The organism is Paenibacillus sp. DS2015 (genome assembly GCF_050433705.1).
Lineage (GTDB): Bacteria > Bacillota > Bacilli > Paenibacillales > Paenibacillaceae > Paenibacillus_AQ.
Genome location: NZ_JBNPWS010000002.1, coordinates 84,960 through 104,185 on the forward strand (window position 1 = coordinate 84,960; position 19,226 = coordinate 104,185).

A 19,226-nucleotide genomic window follows, 5' to 3' on the forward strand; every position below is an offset into this window, starting at 1 on the left:
AGTGAAGAGTGATAATAACGAGTGGAAAATGACAAGTTAGCATCTAAGTAGTGAAATCATATAAATTCTCCGAAGGGATTGTCCTAAAAGCTATGCCAAGGGACAGTTTCTTTGTTTTCTGAACCTTACCATAAATTTCTTTTCTATAATAATGTTTGAGTTCGCTCAAGAATGGGTAATAGATAGAAGAGTACTTAATTAATGTAGACACACTAGGATTTTATTTTGGAGGAGATTGTAATTATGACAACCCATTCTATTACCGCTGAAACAAGAACAGATATGCAAAATTCTTCACTTCGTACGCTAAGACAAAATGGACGTATTCCTGCAGTCGTGTACGGATTGGATACAGAGAGTATATCCCTTCATGTTGATGCGAAAGAAATGTTAAAGGTAGCGCGCACGGGTCGAACTGAGATGTTTAATTTAAAATTGGCTGGTTCTAAGGACTTGTCCGTGATTATTAAAGATTTCCAGAAAAAGAATGGCCAATTGAGCCACGTAGATTTCTTACAAATTTCTGCGAACAAACCACTTCGCGTACGTATTCCAATCGATTATCAAGGTGTGGCCAAAGGTAGTCTATTAGGCGGCGTTGTGCAACATTTGGAACAGGATATTGAAGTGGAAGGACTCCCTGCCGATCTTCCAACTTCAATTGAAGTGGATATTTCTCATCTTGATATGGGAGACAAGCTTGGCGCTAATGAAGTGAAGTTACCTAAGGGGATTACCTTAATCTCTTCAGGAGAAGAGCTTCTCCTTGCTTCAGTAACAGCACCGCGTTCAGTTATAGAAGGTGATGCAGAAGCAGAAGCAACGGAAGAAGCTGCTGCACCAGCACAAACTGAAGAAAAAGAGTAGAGTAATAGATAACTAAACCCAGCCATTTAATGGCTGGGTTTTATTGTGATTCTAATGATGATTAATTCAACTCGGCAACTTAGACGTTACTACGTTTCTTTCCATTGAAGTCAAAGTAGGAATAGTATTTCGTGATGCGGTCAAGCGACATATTGTGACTGTATTAGTGCAAAAAGTGTAAGAATGACTATAAATTTGAACATTTTGATTGGAATTGATCCAGCGCTCCGTATATAATAGAAACGCGGATGAAAAAGATTAGGTTCTATGACAACTCAGGAAATTTAGGAGGAGCCCATGACACAACAGATAAAAGTAGGAATTGTAGGATACGGTAACCTGGGTAGAGGCGTAGAGAAAGCGATTCAACAGAATCCAGATATGAACGTTATTGCGGTATTTACTCGTCGTGAACCACAAGGCGTGATTGCGACGGTTCCGGTTCTACACATTTCAGAAGCCAAGAAATATATCGGTGAAATCGATGTAATGATTCTATGCGGTGGTTCAGCAACAGATTTACCTGAACAGGGTCCATATTTTGCTAAAGGATTCAATACGGTTGATAGTTATGATACACATGCGCTAATTCCAGAGTACTTCGCATCTGTAGATGCTGTTGCTCAAGAAGCGGGACATGTTAGTATTATTTCTACAGGTTGGGATCCAGGATTGTTCTCACTTAACCGAATGCTTGCAGAAGCTATCTTGCCTGAAGGTAAAGAGTATACATTCTGGGGACGTGGTGTTAGCCAAGGCCATTCTGATGCGATTCGTCGTGTTGAGGGTGTTACGCATGGCGTTCAGTACACGATTCCTGTGGAAGAAGTTGTAGCCAAGGTGCGCGAGGGGCTGAATCCTCAATTATCCATTCGTGATAAGCATTTACGTGAATGTTTCGTTGTTGCTCAGGCGGGCGCAGACCAAAGTAGGATTGAACAAGAAATCAAACAAATGCCAAACTACTTTGCGGATTATGATACAATCGTTCATTTCATTAGCGAAGAGGAACTAAAGAAGAACCATTCAGCCATGCCGCATGGAGGAACAGTTCTACGCAGTGGAACTACAGGAGACAACAATACGCAAATTATTGAATTTGGATTGAAGCTTGATAGTAACCCAGAGTTTACAGCAAGCGTTCTAGTTGCTTATGCTCGCGCAGCTTATAAACTGGCGGGTCAAGGGCAGGTTGGGGCTAAGACTGTTTTTGATATTCCATTCGGATTGTTATCACCGAAATCAGCGGAACAGTTACGTAAGGAACTTCTTTAGTCTTTGATTCTAGGTATAACAAGAGGACGCACGCTACCGAATGCAGCGTGTGTCCTCTTGTTCTTCGTTAGGGTTGGATACGAGGCGAGGGATTAGAAATAACATAGGAACATTTGGTTCCACCTGTCGCTAAGCATTCCGTTCGATCCACGTCGACTTGTAAAATAGATTTGAATAGATCCAATTCACAGTTACAAGCATGCTTATACTCACTAGCGATCTGGGATATGGGACAGTTATGCTCTTGTATTACATAATCGCCATTCTCACGTTCTTCATACTCTGCCATATACCCATTCTCGTTCTGAAGTTTCGTCAGTTGGAGCACTTTCTCCGAAAGACTAAGACCTTCCATACTGGCTTCATATTTAGATTGAAGTTTACTTTTACGTCGGTCAAAAAGAGTTTTTATAATATCTTCGCCGGACTCTTGCACTAGCTCTCCTAATAAATCTAAAGTCAGTGTATGGTAGGTCTTAGGGAAGAATCCCTCTGCTAGCTCACTCAAGCGATAAACAGCTGTAGGTCTACCCATCGTTTGACGAATCATGCTTGTTTCTAAATATCCATCTCGCTCAAGTGTTGCTAAGTGTCGTCGGACAGCCATTTCAGTAATCTGAAGTTCATTGGTGATGTCTTTGGCCGTTAGGGGTTCTTTCGTCTTCAACATGTGCACAATTTGCTCTCGAGTGGAGAGTTCAATTGTTCTGTTCATACGAGCCCTCCATTCTTCATTGTTCTTGAGTAGCCAAAGCCATATATGTTTCTTCACATTGATCTGAGCAGAATCCATGATGCTCCTTCTCACACGCTTCACAACATACATGTTGTAGATGACAGCTATCATAAACACAATCAATATATCGATCTTCGGCAGTGCCACAATGATGACATTTACCCACGATAATATCTTCATCTGTACGATTGATAGGCACGGATACACGTTCATCGAACACGTAACACTTACCGTCAAATAATCTACCTTTAACCTCTGGATCTTTGCCGTAAGTTACGATACCGCCTTCTAGTTGCGAAACATCATTAAATCCTTCATTCATAAGGAAGCCCGTTAGTTTCTCACAACGTATGCCGCCTGTGCAGTATGTTAATACTTTCTTATCTTTGTATTGGGTTAAATTGTTACGGATCCACTCGGGAAATTCACGAAAAGAATCGACTTCTGGGCGAATAGCATTGCGGAAATGCCCTATATTATATTCATAATCATTCCGACCATCGATAACAACGACATCCTCTTGCTGAAGTCCTTCGTAGAATTCTACCGGAGACAATCTTTTACCGCTTAATTGATTAGGGTCCAATGGTTCTTCATAACGAAATGTTACAAGCTCTTGCTTGTGACGCACGAACATCTTTTTGAAGGCATGTTCTTCGGATTCATCTATTTTGAATACCATATCTGTGAAGAGTGGGTTAGCAAGCATATCCTTCATATATTGATCTGTCTGTTCCACAGTTCCAGATATCGTACCATTAATACCTTCTTCGGCTATTAAGATACGACCTTTAACGTTTAAATCTTTACAGTACTGTAAGTGTTCCATCGTAAATTGTGCTGGATCAGCTATATTGACGAATTTATAGTATAACAATATGCGATATTGGTGTTGCTCTTGCTCTTGAGCCATTACTTGATCACCTTGCCTAATAGATTTTTGTCATACTAATTGTAGATGAACTTCCCGCACTTAGTCAATATAGAAGTATAATAAGTATAATAATGACATAGGATCCGCGATGTGTTTTGGTGTATGGATTATGTTATACTTATGGAATTCCCAAAAAAGGGGATTATATATGAAGTAAGTCAAATATTAATATGAAGTAAGTCAATACACACATAAGGAGTTCAAGCATCATGGAGATCTTTCTAGATATTTTAGTATTGCTAGCTATTATAGGGATTTCTAATATACTAAATCGTTTTGTTCCATTTATTCCTGTTCCATTAATTCAAATTGTTTTAGGAATTGGGGTTGTACTCATACCTCGCGGAATACATATAACTTTGAATCCAGAGTTGTTTTTATTACTATTCATAGCACCGTTGTTATTTAATGATGGGCTAAGGACACCAAGGAAAGAACTTTGGAATTTACGTGCGTCGATCCTCATGCTTGCTCTAGGGCTCGTATTTGCAACGGTACTGATTATCGGTTACATGATTCATTGGATGATTCCTTCGATCCCCTTGCCAGCCTCATTCGCTCTGGCTGCTATTCTATCCCCAACAGATGCAGTCGCCGTAGGAGCTATGGCCGGTCGTGCTAATTTACCTAAAAGAATTATGCGTCTGCTTGAAGGTGAAGCACTCATGAACGATGCTTCTGGCCTCGTTGCCTTTAAATTCGCAGTTGCAGCTATGGTGACAGGCGTATTTTCACTAGGCAATGCTACATTTAGTTTTATTATAATTGCGCTAGGCGGGGTTATCGTAGGGGCGATTATTTCTCTCTTAGTCGTTTGGTTGAGAGTATTTCTACGTCGCCATGGTATGGAAGATGTAACGATGCACATGTTGATACAGATTTTAACACCCTTTGTAATTTATATCATTGCTGAAGAGCTTGGCATGTCAGGAATATTAGCTGTGGTAGCTGGGGGTATAGTTCATGCAGTAGAAAGAGATCGAATAGAAACCTCTGCAACGATGAAATTGAGAATTGTCTCTGAGAGTACATGGTCTATCATTATTTATATTTTGAATGGCTTAGTGTTTGTTCTACTGGGATTGCAGATTCCAGATGTTACGCGCGTTATATTTGAGAGTAGTGCGTTCAATAACTTACAGGTAATCGGATATATTATTGTTATAACCCTTGCTTTAGTGTTACTTCGTTTTGCTTGGGTCTATTTCTTTTCAAAGGGAACATGGGCTTTTGGATCAAGAGAACAGTTAGACAAGCCGAAATTGAATTCGGCCGTGTTAACTTCATTATCTGGAGTACGTGGAGCGGTAACCCTAGCGGGTGCTTTTTCCATCCCACTTGTTTTACAGGATGGGAGTCCATTTCCGGAGCGGGATTTAATTATTTTCATTGCCTCAGGAGTGATTCTGGCAACCTTAGTGATTGCGAGTGTGACATTACCCCTTTTCTCTAAGAAAACAGAGGTTACGGAAGCAGAAGATATGGATGGTCAAGAACAGATTTCTAAAGTTAAGATTATAAAGGCAGCGATTCATGGAATTAGACAAGAAATAAATGATGATAATGAGGCGGCTGCTTTATCTGTAATAGCAGATTACAATAAGAAATTGAGACAAATGGCTAATAAGGAAATGCTTGAGTCTTCTAATTCCAGCTTTAGACAATCTGCATTGGATGTCAGACTGTTGGGTATTCAGGCTGAACGTGATGAAATGGAGAGATTATTAGCGACGGAAGCTGTTTCGCAAGAGGTTGCTGATCAATTTGAAGAGGCTATTGACCATATGGAAATGATGTTATCTAATCGTTTGAAGATGAGGCTTATGATATCTATGTTCAGAATTAGACGTCTTATGCGTAACGTGGTGCATACGGATACAGGAAGAAGGTCACAAGAAGATCTTAATTCTTTGAAAGAAATTAAAATTAAGACATCGCATGCGGCAATTTCCGCCATTAACAATCATATGAATGAAGATAACAGAAAAGCGTCTTTGCTTATTGTTGCACAATACAACCGTACCATCGAGAGAATGTTCAGCCACGAATATGAACAAGTCCAGGAAGATGAAGAATTTCAGCAGCAAAGAGTTGAATTTCAGTTCAAGGCAATACAGATTGAAAGAGATGAAGTCCAGAACATGTTTGAAGAAGGAACCATCTCGCGCGAAATGGCTAATGAATTACGTCAATTTATAAACTTTTTAGAAGCAGGAATGCTAGAAGTGGATGAACATGAATAGGAGGACTTGCGCCTATGGGATTTCTAACATAAAATGGGTACATTAAAACGGCAGTACAAAACTCGACGACATCGAGTTTTGTACTGCCGTTTTTTATATATGAAGATGCTTACCTACTGATTACGGCGATTTAGCTTATTTTGCAACATACCGAGGAAAATATCTGCTAGAATAGCGAGCAGACAAGCGGGTATTGCACCAGCATAAATTTTGATATTATTGTGCAGGTTAAGGCCGGAATAAATTTCGCGTCCTAACCCTTCGCCGCCAATGAGCGGAGCGAGCGTTGCTACACCGATGGCGATGACTGCTGCTATGCGAAGTCCAGCCATCAAGAACGGTAGCGCTAGAGGAAGTTGCACTTGTAGTAGCAATTGCATGCTACTCATGCCTACACCCTTGCCGGCTTCACTTATACCCGGATCCACCTGAATTAAACCCATATAGGTGTTGCGAATGATGGGCAACAAGGAATATAAAAACAAGCCAACAACAACCGTTTTGAATCCTAAGCCAAGTACGATCATTAGTAAAGCTAACAAAGCTAGGCTTGGAATAACTTGAATAAAGTTAGCCACAGGCAGAATAAAGGCTGCTAATTTTTTGCTGCGGGCACTGAGGACACCGAGTGGAATACCCACAATGAGCGCCAGCCCCAAACCGCTGAACACCATGATAATATGCACCCATGTTAAGTGTAAGAGATACCCAGCGTTCTGCTGTACATATTGCAAAAGATTTAGATCCGATCTCGGGGGAGTCACGTCAGCATCAAGTAGATTAATTGTTTTCAAAAACTCATACGCTACTTCTTTCGGTGAGCGTTTATTGACTTCAACTTCATAGTTAAGTGCGCTCATTGTATTTGTATCCATTTTACCTACCAATAAAGAAATCATATCGTTCAATTCCGGATATTGCTTTAAGATATCATTTCTCACGACAGGCGAGGCATCATAGGGTGGAAAAAATTGTTTATCATCCTTTAATGTTTTCAAGTCATATTGTTGTATTCCTGAGTCTGTCGTATAAGCAACGACAACATCGACTTTTTTATCAGCCGCCGCTTTATGCACTAAGGAAATTTCCATGGGGAGTGCTTTCTTAAATGAGAATCCATAAAATTGGGTGAAGGCATTATAACCATCACTATCCCGCTCAAGCCAGGTTGAGTCGACGCCAATATTCATATCTTGGGCATGACTCTTTAAATCAGATACAGTACTCAGATTATATTGATTAGCCACATCTTGGGTCACAGTTAATGCATACGTATTCTCAAAGCCATAAGAATCAAACCATTTGAAATCAAAGTATTTGTTGAATCCTTCTTGGGCTTGTTGTAGAACCTCTTGACGCTCATTGCTTTCTTTAACCGGAAAATGGTTGTTGAAAATTTCTCCAGAATATAAGGTGCCCATTTGAATTTCATTGTTCTTCATGGCTGAGATAATAATAGGACTGGATGCAAGATCAGGTACAATTTCGACCTTTAATTCTGTGCGATCTTCAATAAGAACCTTATACATCTCAGCTAGAGTTTTGACTTCTGTGTATGTTTGCGCACCTATTTTTATCGTATCTGTGGCACCCTTACCGCATGCAGAGACGACCAATGACAATATGGAAATAAAGCATAAGGTGGCAATCCGTGTTGTTATTTTTTTCATTTTTCCACCTGCAGTTTGGTTATTTTGTTTGTTTTAAGAGAAGCCCATCTTTCAATAGCTCCAAATAACAGATCAGCTAGTAAGGCTAGCAGGATCGCAGAAGCGGCGCCTGTTATGATAAGTTCTTTCTTGTTCACTCCAATACCGGAAACGATGAGCTCCCCTAAGCCTCCTGCACCAATCAAGGCTGCTAGTGTCGTCCAGCTAATAATATAGACCGTAGTGACACGAATACCAGACATTATGTAAGGAAAGGCAAGTGGAAGCTGAATTTGCAGCAGCCGTTGAGTCGCGCTAAAACCCATGCCGCGAGCCGATTCTAGCATGGCAGGATCGACAGAGGTGAAGCCTGCGTATGTGTTGCGTAGAATAGGCAATAAGGAATATAGAAAAAGGGCGAAGATTGCCGGCTTTATCCCAATTCCCATGAGTGGAATAAGAAGAGCCAGAAGAGCTAGGCTTGGAATAGTTTGAAATATATTGGTAATAGTAAAGATCAACGTATGCAGCCATTTAATCTTGTTCTTCGCCAGAAACATACCTAACGGAACGGCTACTAGTATACCTAGAAGGATAGAAGCAGCAGTGATGATTAAGTGCTGTTGAATAGCCGTCAAAATATCCAAATAACGTTCCTGCAGAAATTTCAAATAAGTGACAACAAAATTAGATTTCGGCATCGATATCGCCCCCATGAACTTGAGGAGAGTAGACTTCTGCCAGATGACTCACTACACTTCCTCTCGTAATAATACCGATTAATTGGTTGTCGCCCTTTACAACGGCTAAATTAGACAATTGATATTCAGTCATGATGTTCAATGCAACGGACAGAGAAGTTCCGGTTTGCACGATATGGACAACTGGCATCATGACATCGGCAACGGTTTTGGTTTCCTCGCCATATTGGTCCAAAACGCGATAAATAGATATACTACCCTGTAAATGGTTATCTTTATCGACGATCAACAAGGAGTCCACACGTCTTTTCTCCATCATTTTCATTGCAGAGGCAAGCCCTCTAGATGGGTACGAGGTCGCTGGATTTTCTATCATGACTTCGTCTACAGTGGGTGCTTCTAATACATTGTCCTGCATTCTTTTTGTACCGAAAAAGTTTTTTACGAAATCGTTTGCTGGATGACGCAAAATTTGTTCGGGATGTCCAGTTTGAACAATTTCGCCATCCTTCATCAATATAATGGTATCGGCAATTTTGATGGCCTCATCCATATCATGTGTGACGAAGACAATCGTTTTTTTCAATTCATGTTGTAAACGAATAAGTTCTTCTTGTAGCTGTTCACGACTTAGGGGATCCAATGCGCTGAAAGGTTCATCCATTAGGATAACTGCTGGATCCGCAGCCAAAGCGCGGATGACACCGATTCGCTGTTGCTGCCCACCACTTAATTCAGAGGGATAACGACTTCTATATGAGTCGGGATCTAAGTTTACAAGCTTTAAGAGCTCGTCTACTCTTGCTTCCGTTTTTTGTTTTTCCCATTTTTGCAAGCGGGGCACTACACCCACATTTTTGCCAATGGTCATATGGGGAAACAGTCCGATGCTTTGAATCACATAGCCTATCTTTCTACGAAGCTTTACGGGATCTATGGTAGAAATATCTTCACCGTGTAGGGTTATTGTACCGTTGGAGGGTTTAATTAAACGATTTATCAGCTTCATTGTCGTTGTTTTGCCACAGCCACTTGGACCGATTAGTACGGTGATTTCACCTTCCTTAATCGTTAGATTAATATCCTTAAGCACTACATTTCCGTTCTCATAGACCTTGTTAATTCCTTGAAATTGAATCATTCGGTTACCGCCTTTTCTATTAGGACTGATATGTAATGTATAAAAGTTTGTTTGGTTGTTTCAGCTGTAGCGAATCCAATGTTAGCTGAGACTTCTCCAAACATAAGTTTGCATATAGTATGATATAGACCATTTTGTGTTTTTCTAAACATATTTTCTGATATTACTGGCTAAGTCTTCGTCAACCATCAGATTCTTTTATATACTACCGTAGCATTGTAGATCCTATGCATTGAAGATTAAATGTAAGGTGGGAGGAATACTGCGAGTAAATTTTGTTAACTTTAATTTCACAAATAGAGGATGGAGTTACAATATGTAGTGTAGTATAATAATCTGAGCACAATATATTGTAATATATTGATTTGGAATCTTGGGCTTTAATTCATGAGTACTATTAATAGGAGGGTGTTTTTTTGAGTAATTTACAGCATACACGCCGATTAGAAGGCTTAAGTGAGAAGATATTTCTGGATAGATACGCGTGGAAGGATGCGGACACTAATAACGCTAAGGTAGGGGATGTGGTTCTGGTCCTGACGAAGGATGATCCTAAATTCCCTACGAAGGAAGTTGGCGAAATTGTTAAGCGCGAGGGTAGAAGGGTAACCGTAAAAACACGCAGTGGCGAGCTGGTAGAGTCTGATGTTGAGAAATTAACTTTGAATATTGAGAAGACACCGGAAGAAATGTGGGATCGCTTGGCGAAGGCTATGTCTTCTGTTGAGGAAACACCTGAACTTCAAGCAGAATGGCAAGACAAATTCCGTTACTTGCTAGACGACTGGAAGCTTGTTCCTGGGGGACGGATTGCGGCAGGCGCTGGTGCGAGTGAAGAACTTACTTTATTTAATTGTTATGTTGTGCCTTCTCCAAAAGACAGCCGCGGTGGTATTATGAACACACTTTCGGAGATGACAGAGATCATGGCACGTGGTGGTGGTGTAGGCATTAATTTGTCATCGCTTCGTCCACGTAGATCTATTGTAAAGGGAGTTAATGGCTCATCGAGTGGCGCTGTATCCTGGGGAGGATTGTTCAGCTATACCACGGGTTTAATCGAACAGGGCGGGAGTAGACGTGGAGCGCTCATGTTGATGATTAATGACTGGCACCCTGATGTACTAGACTTTATAACGGTGAAGCAGACGATGGGACAAGTAACGAATGCTAACCTATCCGTTTGTATAAGTAACGGGTTCATGAAGGCTGTTAAAGAAGATTTAGATTGGGAATTAGTATTTCCGGATACGACAGAGCCTGACTACAATGAAGTATGGGATGGCGACTTAGAGAAGTGGAAAAAGGCTGGACGAAAAGTTATTCCTTATCGGACGGTGAAAGCTCGTGAAATTTGGAATACGATTATTGATGCCGCATGGAAATCTGCTGAGCCCGGCATAGTGTTCATGGAACATTATAATGATATGTCTAATAGCTGGTATTTTAATCCGATTATTTGTACAAACCCTTGTGGAGAGCAAGGATTACCTGCTTGGGGTGTTTGTAATTTATCTGCGATTAATTTATCGAAGTTCTACGATGAAGACAAACATGATGTGAATTGGGATGAACTTGCCACAACGACTCGTTATTCCGTGCGCTTCTTGGACAATGTCATTAATAAGACACCTTATCACTTTGAAGAAAATGAGAAAAACCAGAAGAATGAGCGTCGTGTAGGTCTCGGTACAATGGGGCTTGCAGAGTTGATGATTAAGTTGAACATCCGTTATGGTAGTCCAGAATCATTGGAATTCCTTGATCAAATATATGCCTTTATGGCTCGAGAAGCTTATTTGGCATCGGCTGAAATTGCTGGAGAAAAGGGTTCATTCACAGCATTCGATGCTGAGAAATATCTACAAAGCGGGTTTATGCGTAATATGACAGAAGCCTTCCCAGAAGTAGGCGAAGCTATTAAAGAAAAGGGAATGCGTAACGTCACAGTGATTACTCAAGCGCCAACAGGGAGTACCGGTACAATGGTAGGGACTTCAACTGGGATTGAGCCGTATTTCGCATTCAAATATTATCGTCAAAGTCGTCTAGGGTATGACGAGCAATTCGTACCGATTGCTGAGGACTGGCTTGAAGCACATCCCGGTCAGGAATTGCCGGATTATTTCGTAACTTCGATGGATCTATCAGCCAAAGATCATATTCGTGTACAAGCTGCCATTCAGCGTTGGGTAGATAGCTCTATTTCAAAAACAGCCAACTGTCCTTCCGACTTTACCGTAGAAGAGACAGCAGAGCTCTATGAGATGGCATTCGATCTGGGTTGCAAAGGCGTAACGATCTATCGTGATGGTAGCCGGGATGTACAAGTGTTGAACACAGGCAAGAAGGAATCAGCAGAGGTAGAGGTGCTAGTAGAGGAGACAGAACAGCAAGCCGAACAGCAAGTGGCGGATCACTTTGCAGGCGAAGATGCTGCTCTAGAATCGCTAGGTGGAAGTCTTACAGCCGCTCAGATCGTTGAGCCACAAGGAAAGAAAGTTGTGGACAAGCAGTACAAGAGTCGTCCACAAGTTCTACGTGGCGCCACGTATAAGGTGAATACGCCATTCGGAATGGCATATATTACAATCAACGATCTTGAGGGGATACCTAGCGAAATCTTCTTGAATGTAGGGAAAGCTGGATCGGACGTATTCGCTATGGCCGAGGCATTGGGTCGCGTATGCTCCTTATTCCTTCGCTATGGAGATCATGGATATAAGGTGGAACTCTTAATTAAGCACCTCAAGGGAATCGGCGGTTCCGGAGCTATTGGCTTTGGTGTGAACCGCGTAGAATCGATCGCAGACGCCGTCGCAAAAGCATTAGAATCCCATGTGCAGAGTGGTGTAGGACGTGGATATGATCACGATCCAGCACCCGTAGCACCTACCCTTGAGAGAACATTAGTTGAGGATCATGGTACGGAAGACACTGGTCATAGAGCCTCGTCGCAAACCTCTCGTGACTTGTGCCCGGCTTGCGGTACAGCTTCACTGATTAACATCGAAGGATGTAAGACGTGTAGTAACTGTGGGTATAGTAAGTGTTCGTAGGGTGAGGTGTGCTGGACTTGGGGCTGCTGTTGTGATGGATCGCGAAAGCTGCGAAAACTACCGCAACAGCTGCGAAAAGTGGATCACATAAATTGAGAAAAGCTAAATTTATTCATTCGTTTGTACAAAAATGCAGGATTGAATAATTGTTCATAAATTATGATAAAAATACTAATGGTTGAGCTTACAGATCTAATGTTCTGTAGGTGTAATTGTATCAAGACTTAAAGGTCCGATGGCAATAGCTAAGGAAGCCTATACCGTTTCTAAAATCAATATAATCTCCATTAAGATTCAATTACTGATATAAAGAGCGGTTTTCAAGAAATACATAAAGGACCTTGCCGGTGTTAGTGCTAGCAAGGTCTTTTATGTTATAGCATACATTAGACCAGTTGTTTTATTAAGATCACAGGATATAATTTTTGAGGAGCATGCTTTGTCATGTCTCTTTTTTGTTGTTAGAGCAAATGAGCAGTTAAGTAGAGTAAGTAGGTAATAAATGTTGAGAAAATAAAGTGTTAATCTGAAAGATAAAGTTGTAGACTGACTATGCTTTATTAAACTAACTGGCAGTTATGAGTAATAAAAGTATATAAGTATGGTATGAAATAATAAAGGTTATGAGCAGAAATTACACAATAATAATCACTTTACAAACTACTTAACCTATTAAGGGATAGACTCAGTATTTTTTAAAGAAAATTAAAGATAATAAATATATTTAATATATTATTGAATATTATTAAAAATTAGTTTAATATAATTAAAAAAAGGGGGAGTTAAATGGAAAGAGGAGAAGTTCCATCTTGGGTATTATCATTGGATAAAGAATCTTTGGAGTTCATTAGAAAGTTTATCTTAAACTCTGGATCATTGAAAAACATGGCCAATGATTATGATGTATCTTACCCTACTGTGCGTGCGATGTTAGATAAGTTAATTAAGAAGATTGAGCTGCATAGTAAGGAAGATGATGTAGTATTCGTGAACATGATTAAAAATTTAGTGATTGATGAGGAACTCAGTTTAGAAACCGCAAAAATAATCATTGCTAAATATAAAGCAGAGAAGGGAGATTAAGAAAATGGAACATGTTATTCAGTTTGTTATCGCAGTAGGGATTTTAGTTGTACAATATTTTATCTCTAAACGTGGACCTGTCTTTGTAGGTGCAGTTTTACCAGTCATTTATATTGGATTGTTTAGTTATGGGTACATTATTGATTTTTTTAGTGAAAGGTCCACAGAAAATATACTAGGTGCATCCATTGGGGGAACTGTTTTACTTATATCAGCTTGGATAAAAGGTCGAGAATCTTTAGCAAAAGAAAGAAAGAGAGAACTCAATAAAATTAAAGCGAAAGATTTATAAGTAAACCAGTATAGAAGATTAATAATATGTATGCGCAAAAAATTGAAATTGAAGTTGTTCAACTAACGGGACACGATAGCTCCATAATACACAATGTAGGCAACCGGAAAAGATTCGGCCGCCTTCGTTATGTTAACGGGCAGGACTTAGGTTTTGTTATCCTTGATTGTTGGTTATTGGCCAAAAGAAAAACTGCCTATAATTAGACATAGGAAGATGTTAATTCGTACAGGCTACGCACCTCGCACTGAAGCGTATCGGCGATCGAAATTGCGAGCTTAAGAGACATCACTCTTTTATTGTCGATAAAGTCATCCAGCCGCTCCCGTCTCACCCGCAATTCAAGCGCCAGCCGTTCCAGCGGTATTCCTGCTTCCTGAAGCCTTTCCTCTAGCAGGCAACGGCCAAGTTCGTACTTCAATATGAATATGCCCCTCTCAGAAAAGAATCGTCCAACGAATCTTATGATTTCCTTTCCGCTTAAGCTTCATCCCCGGGTTGGATCTCGGGAATCGTGAGCGTAAACAGAGTGCCCATCCCAGGCACTCTTGATGGATACCTCTCCGTCCAGCGCCCGATATTACTAAACTTTAATGATAATCGGCCTCGGCAGCCCATTTAGCTAACGGGTAGAATAGCGCGGCTGACTTACATTACTTTACATTATTACTTTATCGCGGTAATATATTAGAGAAGTAAAGTGATAAAGGATGTGGTCTTAATCTAATTTATTCGGCTAGCAATACCAAAAGGCAATACCTCAGTTAAGAAGGGAGTTTGTTATGGTGCGAGAGGCATTAATTAACAGAAAGACAAAAGAATCAGAAATTAAACTGGAGCTTAATCTCGATGAATACAGTGAAGGCAACATCAACACGGGAATTGGATTCTTTAACCATATGCTCACGCTTTTTGCTTTTAGGGCAGGAATAAAACTAAATGTGGATTGCAAAGGTGATTTAGAGATAGATGGGCATCACACGGTTGAGGACATTGGAATATGCTTGGGGCAAGCAATCAAAAAGGCTATAGGGGATAAAAAAGGCATAAACCGTTATGGTAGCTCACGTATACCTATGGATGAGAGCTTAGCATTAGTGGATTTGAGTATATCTAATCGCTCTTTTTTAGTGTTTAACGTGGAAATGCCGTCAACACGAGCAGGCGAGTTTGAAACCGAATTAACCGAAGAGTTTTTTCTCGCTGTAGCACATAATAGCGGGATAACCATGCACATCAATTTGGAATACGGCAGAAATACACACCATATAAATGAGGCGATTTTCGTGGCATTCGGCGATGCGTTGAAGAAAGCAATTAGGATAACAGGCGATGTTATTCCGTCTACGAAGGGTACGTTATCATTATGAAAAAATATGTATAGACGCTTACGTGTAAAAAATTATGGGGGAGGAATTTGTTTCATTGGACATCTGACGATTACGCTAACGGGACACGTTAGTGCAATAATAGTTTATTAGTTCAATAACATAAAAAAACATCCTGCAAGGGCGCTTTCGGTACATCATCTATAACGTACTACTGCGGGGGAGTTTCATTTGAATTTATCAATTTAAATATCGAAATGCTGTCATGAGCAGCCGGAAAAAGAGACAAGCGACTGGAATATCAGAATCGCTTGTCTCTTTTTATGAAATTGATTCAATCATATCCTTTTATCACTTTTAATTTGATAACTGCGAATACTCCGAAGAAAAGAAGTAGACCTCCAATAGAGAACATGACAGAAGTAGAACTGAAAATATCAGCATAATACGATGCAATAGCTAGACCAACTGAGGGAGCAACGCTCATGATCGAGCCTAATACTCCAAACACCCGTCCCTGGAGTTCTTCGGAGACTTCGAGCCTAAGAATGATGTTAATGAGTAATGTACAGAATGAAAACATGAATCCAATGATGAGAATTGTGGGGATGGCTGTATAAGCGGTGGAAGTGAAGGATAGAAGGATGTACATAGGACCAATTAAAAGTAAACTTACCATGATTAGTTTACCTCGTTTTTTTATTTTGGTGCCTAAATAAAAAATCAATCCTGATCCTAACATATATCCGAGTGGAATACAGGCTTCCATGAGTCCAAATTGAAATGGATTAGCGTTCCACACTTTGATAGCCATGACTTGAGTCAGCATTAGCGAAGGCATAAAGAAAAGGGTGAGTGTAGGTAACAAGATGATTACAGCTTTCGCAAAGGGATCATTCCAAATAAAGCGAACACCCGTAACTAAATCCTCGATAAATTTCTTTTTCTCTTTGTTAGATTGATTAGTTCTTGAAGGTGTGGGCAAAGAACCAACGAATAAAATTAGAAAAAATGAAGCTAAAAAGGTTATCCCGTCAAAGAAAATAGCATTTGATACTCCGAATGCGATCACGAAAATACCCCCGGCCGAAAAGCCTACGGTTCTACAAATATTTTCCGATATATTAATTAAACCAACGGCCTTCTGAATGTGCTCTTTACCAACAACATTAATAAGTGATGCATGATAAGCAGGAGATTGAAACAAGGATGAAGCTGTGACAAGTCCTGTTAATATGACAATAAGAAAAAAGGGTGTATTCGGTAAATAAATTAAAACTCCAATGATCAGGACCAGCCCACAGCTTATTAAGTCGGTCGTTAACATTATTTTTCTGCGATTTATTCTGTCAGCATACGTTCCAGCTATAGATCCTAACAAGGAACTTAGTACAAGATTTGTTATAACAATGACCGCCATCATTTTTGCACTACCGGTCACCTGTAGAACCCATAAATTTAATGCAATACTGTGAAACGTATTACCAAATATAGAAATAGCATAAGAAAATAATAACATTAGAAATTGCTTGTTTTTCCATACTGTAGGCATAGGTTTTATTGCGCCTTGAGTTTGCCCGACTGCGACAGTTGAAATCTGTGAATCCATTCAATCATCCCTTTCGCTTAAGCGTTTAAGTTACAATCAAAAAAACTATTGTACTTCTACATAATATCTATTAGTACCTGTTGCAGTGTAGTCAATATTTTTTAAAAGATGTTCAATTAAACGAAAGGCAGTAGCAGATTTGTTCTCCTTGAATATAATTTTTTGCGTATTTCTTTGGAGGATTTCTGGACAATTACATGTGCAGATGACAGTTATATCCGTAAACACATCTAATTTCTCGATATAATTTCCAATGAATTCATTTATGACAATGGCCTTTGTGAAGGGGTTATTTTGGGAAAAGGACTCCAATTCAGAAAGATCATGAATAACGAAAATGGCATCTTCTGATAGGTCGATTCCTTCGAGGATATGGCTAACCAATGATAAATTATTATAGTTCTCCATGATTAAACATACTTGTGAGGGATCTTCATTCTCTAATAGAGCTAATTGTAAAGCAGAATGGAAATCATAATTAATTTGTTTAAATAAGTTATCTTCAACTAAACTATCAACGAGAATCAAAGGAACGCCTTCAACAAAGTTAGAAGATATGGAGTAGAAAATATCATCTTTAACATCAATTAGAATAACAGCCTCTAGGTTTCTCTCAACAATGATATCAAGAAAGGGATGGGTTGAATCTAAGGAAAATAGAAGCGTATGATATCCTGCTGAGGTCAATAATTGTTCCAAATCTTCAACAAATGAGAGATAAGTTCCCCTTTTCCAGTAGGGCATATTAGGAGATTTATTAATAAGGATCCCTATCAGTCCCGTTTTCTTTTTAGCAAGTGAGCGGGCAGTGAGATTAGGTATGTAATTAAGCTCTTTTGTTAATTGTAAAATTTTATAACGTGTGGTTTCGGGTATGCTCTGATTATCTACATTGTTTAGAACGTAGCTTACCGTTGCAATAGAAACATTAGCCCGCTGAGCAATATCTTTCATCGTTATCTTTTTCAATATACAGGTCACCCTTATCATTATATTATCTTAAAGACTAGCATCTCAATAGATAGTGAGTCAATAGATATAGAGTTAATTTACCTTAAAATATTAAAAATAAAATATATTGATAAAATATACTAAATATTGTAATCTATAAATCAATCATATAAATGTTAAAAAATTACAATAAAGGGGGCGTGTGTGTGAAAAATGTTGCTCTATATCCATTCAATAAAATTACTCAGGGAATTGTTCGATTTAGAGATCTTACGGACTTTTCAATAACGTCTATTATTGATTTTGTCCTTAATACCAATGAAGATGCGGGTCAAATTATCGAGGGAAAACCATCAGGTATTGTTATTACTGATAATATTGAAGAAGCGCTTAGTGCTGTAGATACCTTGATTTTAAATGATCCAGGGACTTCATTTGGTAATAATCAAGGGGTGTATAGTCAATATAATTTAAAAGAACTTTGGAGGACACTAGTATTATCAGCTCATGAGAAAAATGTCCGAGTCGTGAGCGTACATGAGATTTTCGACGAAGAAAGTCTTATGTGGTTACAAGACCATGAAATTACAATAGATGTAGATCCACAAATTCCATATTCCTTGGAGCAACGATTGAATGAAGAATATGTCTTTCCCTCTCCAGAGGATAAAGTATCCACTTATTTAAATTATTTCAATCTTGATAACATCATGTCTAATTATAATCAAAATATTTGTAAGGTGGGGATATTTGCAACAAGAGGTTGTCTAGGTAAGTTCACAGCGCAAATGACTTTGTTCCGAGAATTAAGAAATGCAGGAGAAAAGGTTCAAGCTATTATTTCTGAACCTACGGCATCTTTATTTAATCAACCAGGTGGCGACATTATGAAATTCATTTCTCAAAAAAGATTGGATCAATATCCTTATTATATCAACGCAGCCGTTCGAGAGGCAGAACACAATGATAATGATTTCGTTTTACTGTCTGGGCAAGGCTCATTATTACCAAACCACAACTTTGTCATTGCTGCTACTAAAACTTCTTATCTACGAGCCTTTCAGCCCGATGTGACTTTGTTGGTTGTGGGATATGATGACGATGAAGAGATCCAAGATTGTATGGATATATTACGGATTTACGGTGGGAATAGAAGTAAACCTTTTGCCTTATTAATTCCCGATAAGATCGAAATGGATTTTAATCAATATATTATAAAAACGAAAGAAGAAATTGAACAACGTAAGGAATACCTTAAATATACATTCAATGTAGATCATGTCGAGTGTGTTCTGGATATAAGCCAATTGACGGGTAAATTGATAGAGCGAAAACTATATATTAACTCATAATCAATA

16 protein-coding genes and 1 pseudogene are annotated in these 19,226 nt (G+C 39.3%); 8 read left to right on the forward strand and 9 right to left on the reverse strand.

Translation table 11 applies throughout. From position 1 onward, the window contains the following. Positions 1-243 precede the first annotated feature (243 nt). A complete protein-coding gene (locus tag J2T13_RS02225; protein ID WP_429367914.1) occupies positions 244-867 on the forward strand; it encodes a 50S ribosomal protein L25 in 624 nt (207 codons plus the stop codon). 297 nt (positions 868-1,164) lie between these two features. Next, positions 1,165-2,142, forward strand: coding sequence for a diaminopimelate dehydrogenase (locus tag J2T13_RS02230; protein WP_429367916.1), 978 nt, complete (start codon positions 1,165-1,167; stop codon positions 2,140-2,142). 67 nt (positions 2,143-2,209) lie between these two features. On the opposite strand, the gene J2T13_RS02235 is transcribed toward J2T13_RS02230, so the two are convergent. Both J2T13_RS02235 and J2T13_RS02240 read right to left on the reverse strand, forming a co-directional pair. Further along, positions 2,210-2,857 (reverse strand): helix-turn-helix transcriptional regulator, encoded by a 648-nt coding sequence (locus J2T13_RS02235; protein ID WP_429367918.1) that lies wholly within the window; start codon positions 2,855-2,857, stop codon positions 2,210-2,212. Between the two features lie 16 nt (positions 2,858-2,873). Next, on the reverse strand, positions 2,874-3,791 hold the full coding sequence (locus tag J2T13_RS02240; RefSeq protein ID WP_429367920.1) for a rhodanese-related sulfurtransferase: 918 nt from the start codon (positions 3,789-3,791) through the stop codon (positions 2,874-2,876). A 230-nt stretch (positions 3,792-4,021) separates the two neighbouring features. On the opposite strand from J2T13_RS02240, the gene J2T13_RS02245 reads away from it, so the two are divergent. Beyond that, positions 4,022-6,055, forward strand: a complete 2,034-nt coding sequence (locus tag J2T13_RS02245) for a Na+/H+ antiporter (RefSeq protein WP_429367922.1) — start codon at positions 4,022-4,024, stop codon at positions 6,053-6,055. A gap of 113 nt (positions 6,056-6,168) precedes the next feature. Here J2T13_RS02245 and J2T13_RS02250 read toward each other — a convergent pair whose 3' ends face one another. From J2T13_RS02250 to J2T13_RS02265, 4 genes and pseudogenes are all read right to left on the reverse strand, one after another. Continuing rightward, a complete protein-coding gene (locus J2T13_RS02250; RefSeq protein WP_429368307.1) occupies positions 6,169-6,819 on the reverse strand; it encodes an ABC transporter permease in 651 nt (216 codons plus the stop codon). Between the two features lie 36 nt (positions 6,820-6,855). After that, positions 6,856-7,725 (reverse strand): annotated as a pseudogene (locus J2T13_RS02255) (glycine betaine ABC transporter substrate-binding protein); the annotation flags it as partial. After that, the gene (locus J2T13_RS02260) at positions 7,722-8,405 is read right to left on the reverse strand and encodes an ABC transporter permease (RefSeq protein WP_429367923.1); all 684 of its coding nucleotides are present in this window, start codon (positions 8,403-8,405) and stop codon (positions 7,722-7,724) included. The pseudogene J2T13_RS02255 and the gene J2T13_RS02260, both read right to left, overlap by 4 nt. Then, positions 8,392-9,546 carry an ABC transporter ATP-binding protein gene (locus tag J2T13_RS02265; protein ID WP_429367925.1) on the reverse strand — a complete coding sequence of 385 codons (1,155 nt, stop codon included), beginning with the start codon at positions 9,544-9,546 and terminating at the stop codon, positions 8,392-8,394. Before J2T13_RS02265 ends, J2T13_RS02260 begins: the two co-directional genes overlap by 14 nt. Positions 9,547-9,962: 416 nt before the next feature. Here J2T13_RS02265 and J2T13_RS02270 point away from each other — a divergent pair, with 416 nt between their 5' ends. The 3 genes from J2T13_RS02270 (at position 9,963) to J2T13_RS02280 (ending at position 13,980) form a co-directional block, all read left to right on the forward strand. After that, positions 9,963-12,605, forward strand: coding sequence for an adenosylcobalamin-dependent ribonucleoside-diphosphate reductase (locus J2T13_RS02270; RefSeq protein WP_429367927.1), 2,643 nt, complete (start codon positions 9,963-9,965; stop codon positions 12,603-12,605). A gap of 786 nt (positions 12,606-13,391) precedes the next feature. Continuing rightward, complete coding sequence (locus J2T13_RS02275; RefSeq protein ID WP_429367929.1) at positions 13,392-13,688, forward strand: DUF2089 family protein; 297 nt, start codon at positions 13,392-13,394, stop codon at positions 13,686-13,688. Between the two features lie 4 nt (positions 13,689-13,692). Further along, positions 13,693-13,980 (forward strand): hypothetical protein, encoded by a 288-nt coding sequence (locus tag J2T13_RS02280; protein ID WP_429367931.1) that lies wholly within the window; start codon positions 13,693-13,695, stop codon positions 13,978-13,980. Positions 13,981-14,182: 202 nt separating this feature from the next. On the opposite strand, the gene J2T13_RS02285 is transcribed toward J2T13_RS02280, so the two are convergent. After that, positions 14,183-14,401: an XRE family transcriptional regulator gene (locus J2T13_RS02285; protein ID WP_429367932.1), complete on the reverse strand. Its 219-nt coding sequence runs from the start codon at positions 14,399-14,401 to the stop codon at positions 14,183-14,185. Between the two features lie 364 nt (positions 14,402-14,765). On the opposite strand from J2T13_RS02285, the gene hisB reads away from it, so the two are divergent. Further along, positions 14,766-15,350, forward strand: a complete 585-nt coding sequence (gene hisB / locus J2T13_RS02290; protein ID WP_429368309.1) for an imidazoleglycerol-phosphate dehydratase HisB — start codon at positions 14,766-14,768, stop codon at positions 15,348-15,350. A 292-nt stretch (positions 15,351-15,642) separates the two neighbouring features. On the opposite strand, the gene J2T13_RS02295 is transcribed toward hisB, so the two are convergent. Beyond that, positions 15,643-16,917 carry an MFS transporter gene (locus J2T13_RS02295; protein ID WP_429367934.1) on the reverse strand — a complete coding sequence of 425 codons (1,275 nt, stop codon included), beginning with the start codon at positions 16,915-16,917 and terminating at the stop codon, positions 15,643-15,645. Positions 16,918-16,962: 45 nt separating this feature from the next. Beyond that, entirely contained in the window at positions 16,963-17,871 is a 909-nt protein-coding gene (locus J2T13_RS02300; protein ID WP_429367936.1) for a LacI family DNA-binding transcriptional regulator, read from the reverse strand. 203 nt (positions 17,872-18,074) lie between these two features. On the opposite strand from J2T13_RS02300, the gene J2T13_RS02305 reads away from it, so the two are divergent. Then, positions 18,075-19,220 carry a DUF1611 domain-containing protein gene (locus tag J2T13_RS02305; protein WP_429367938.1) on the forward strand — a complete coding sequence of 382 codons (1,146 nt, stop codon included), beginning with the start codon at positions 18,075-18,077 and terminating at the stop codon, positions 19,218-19,220. Positions 19,221-19,226: the final 6 nt, after the last annotated feature.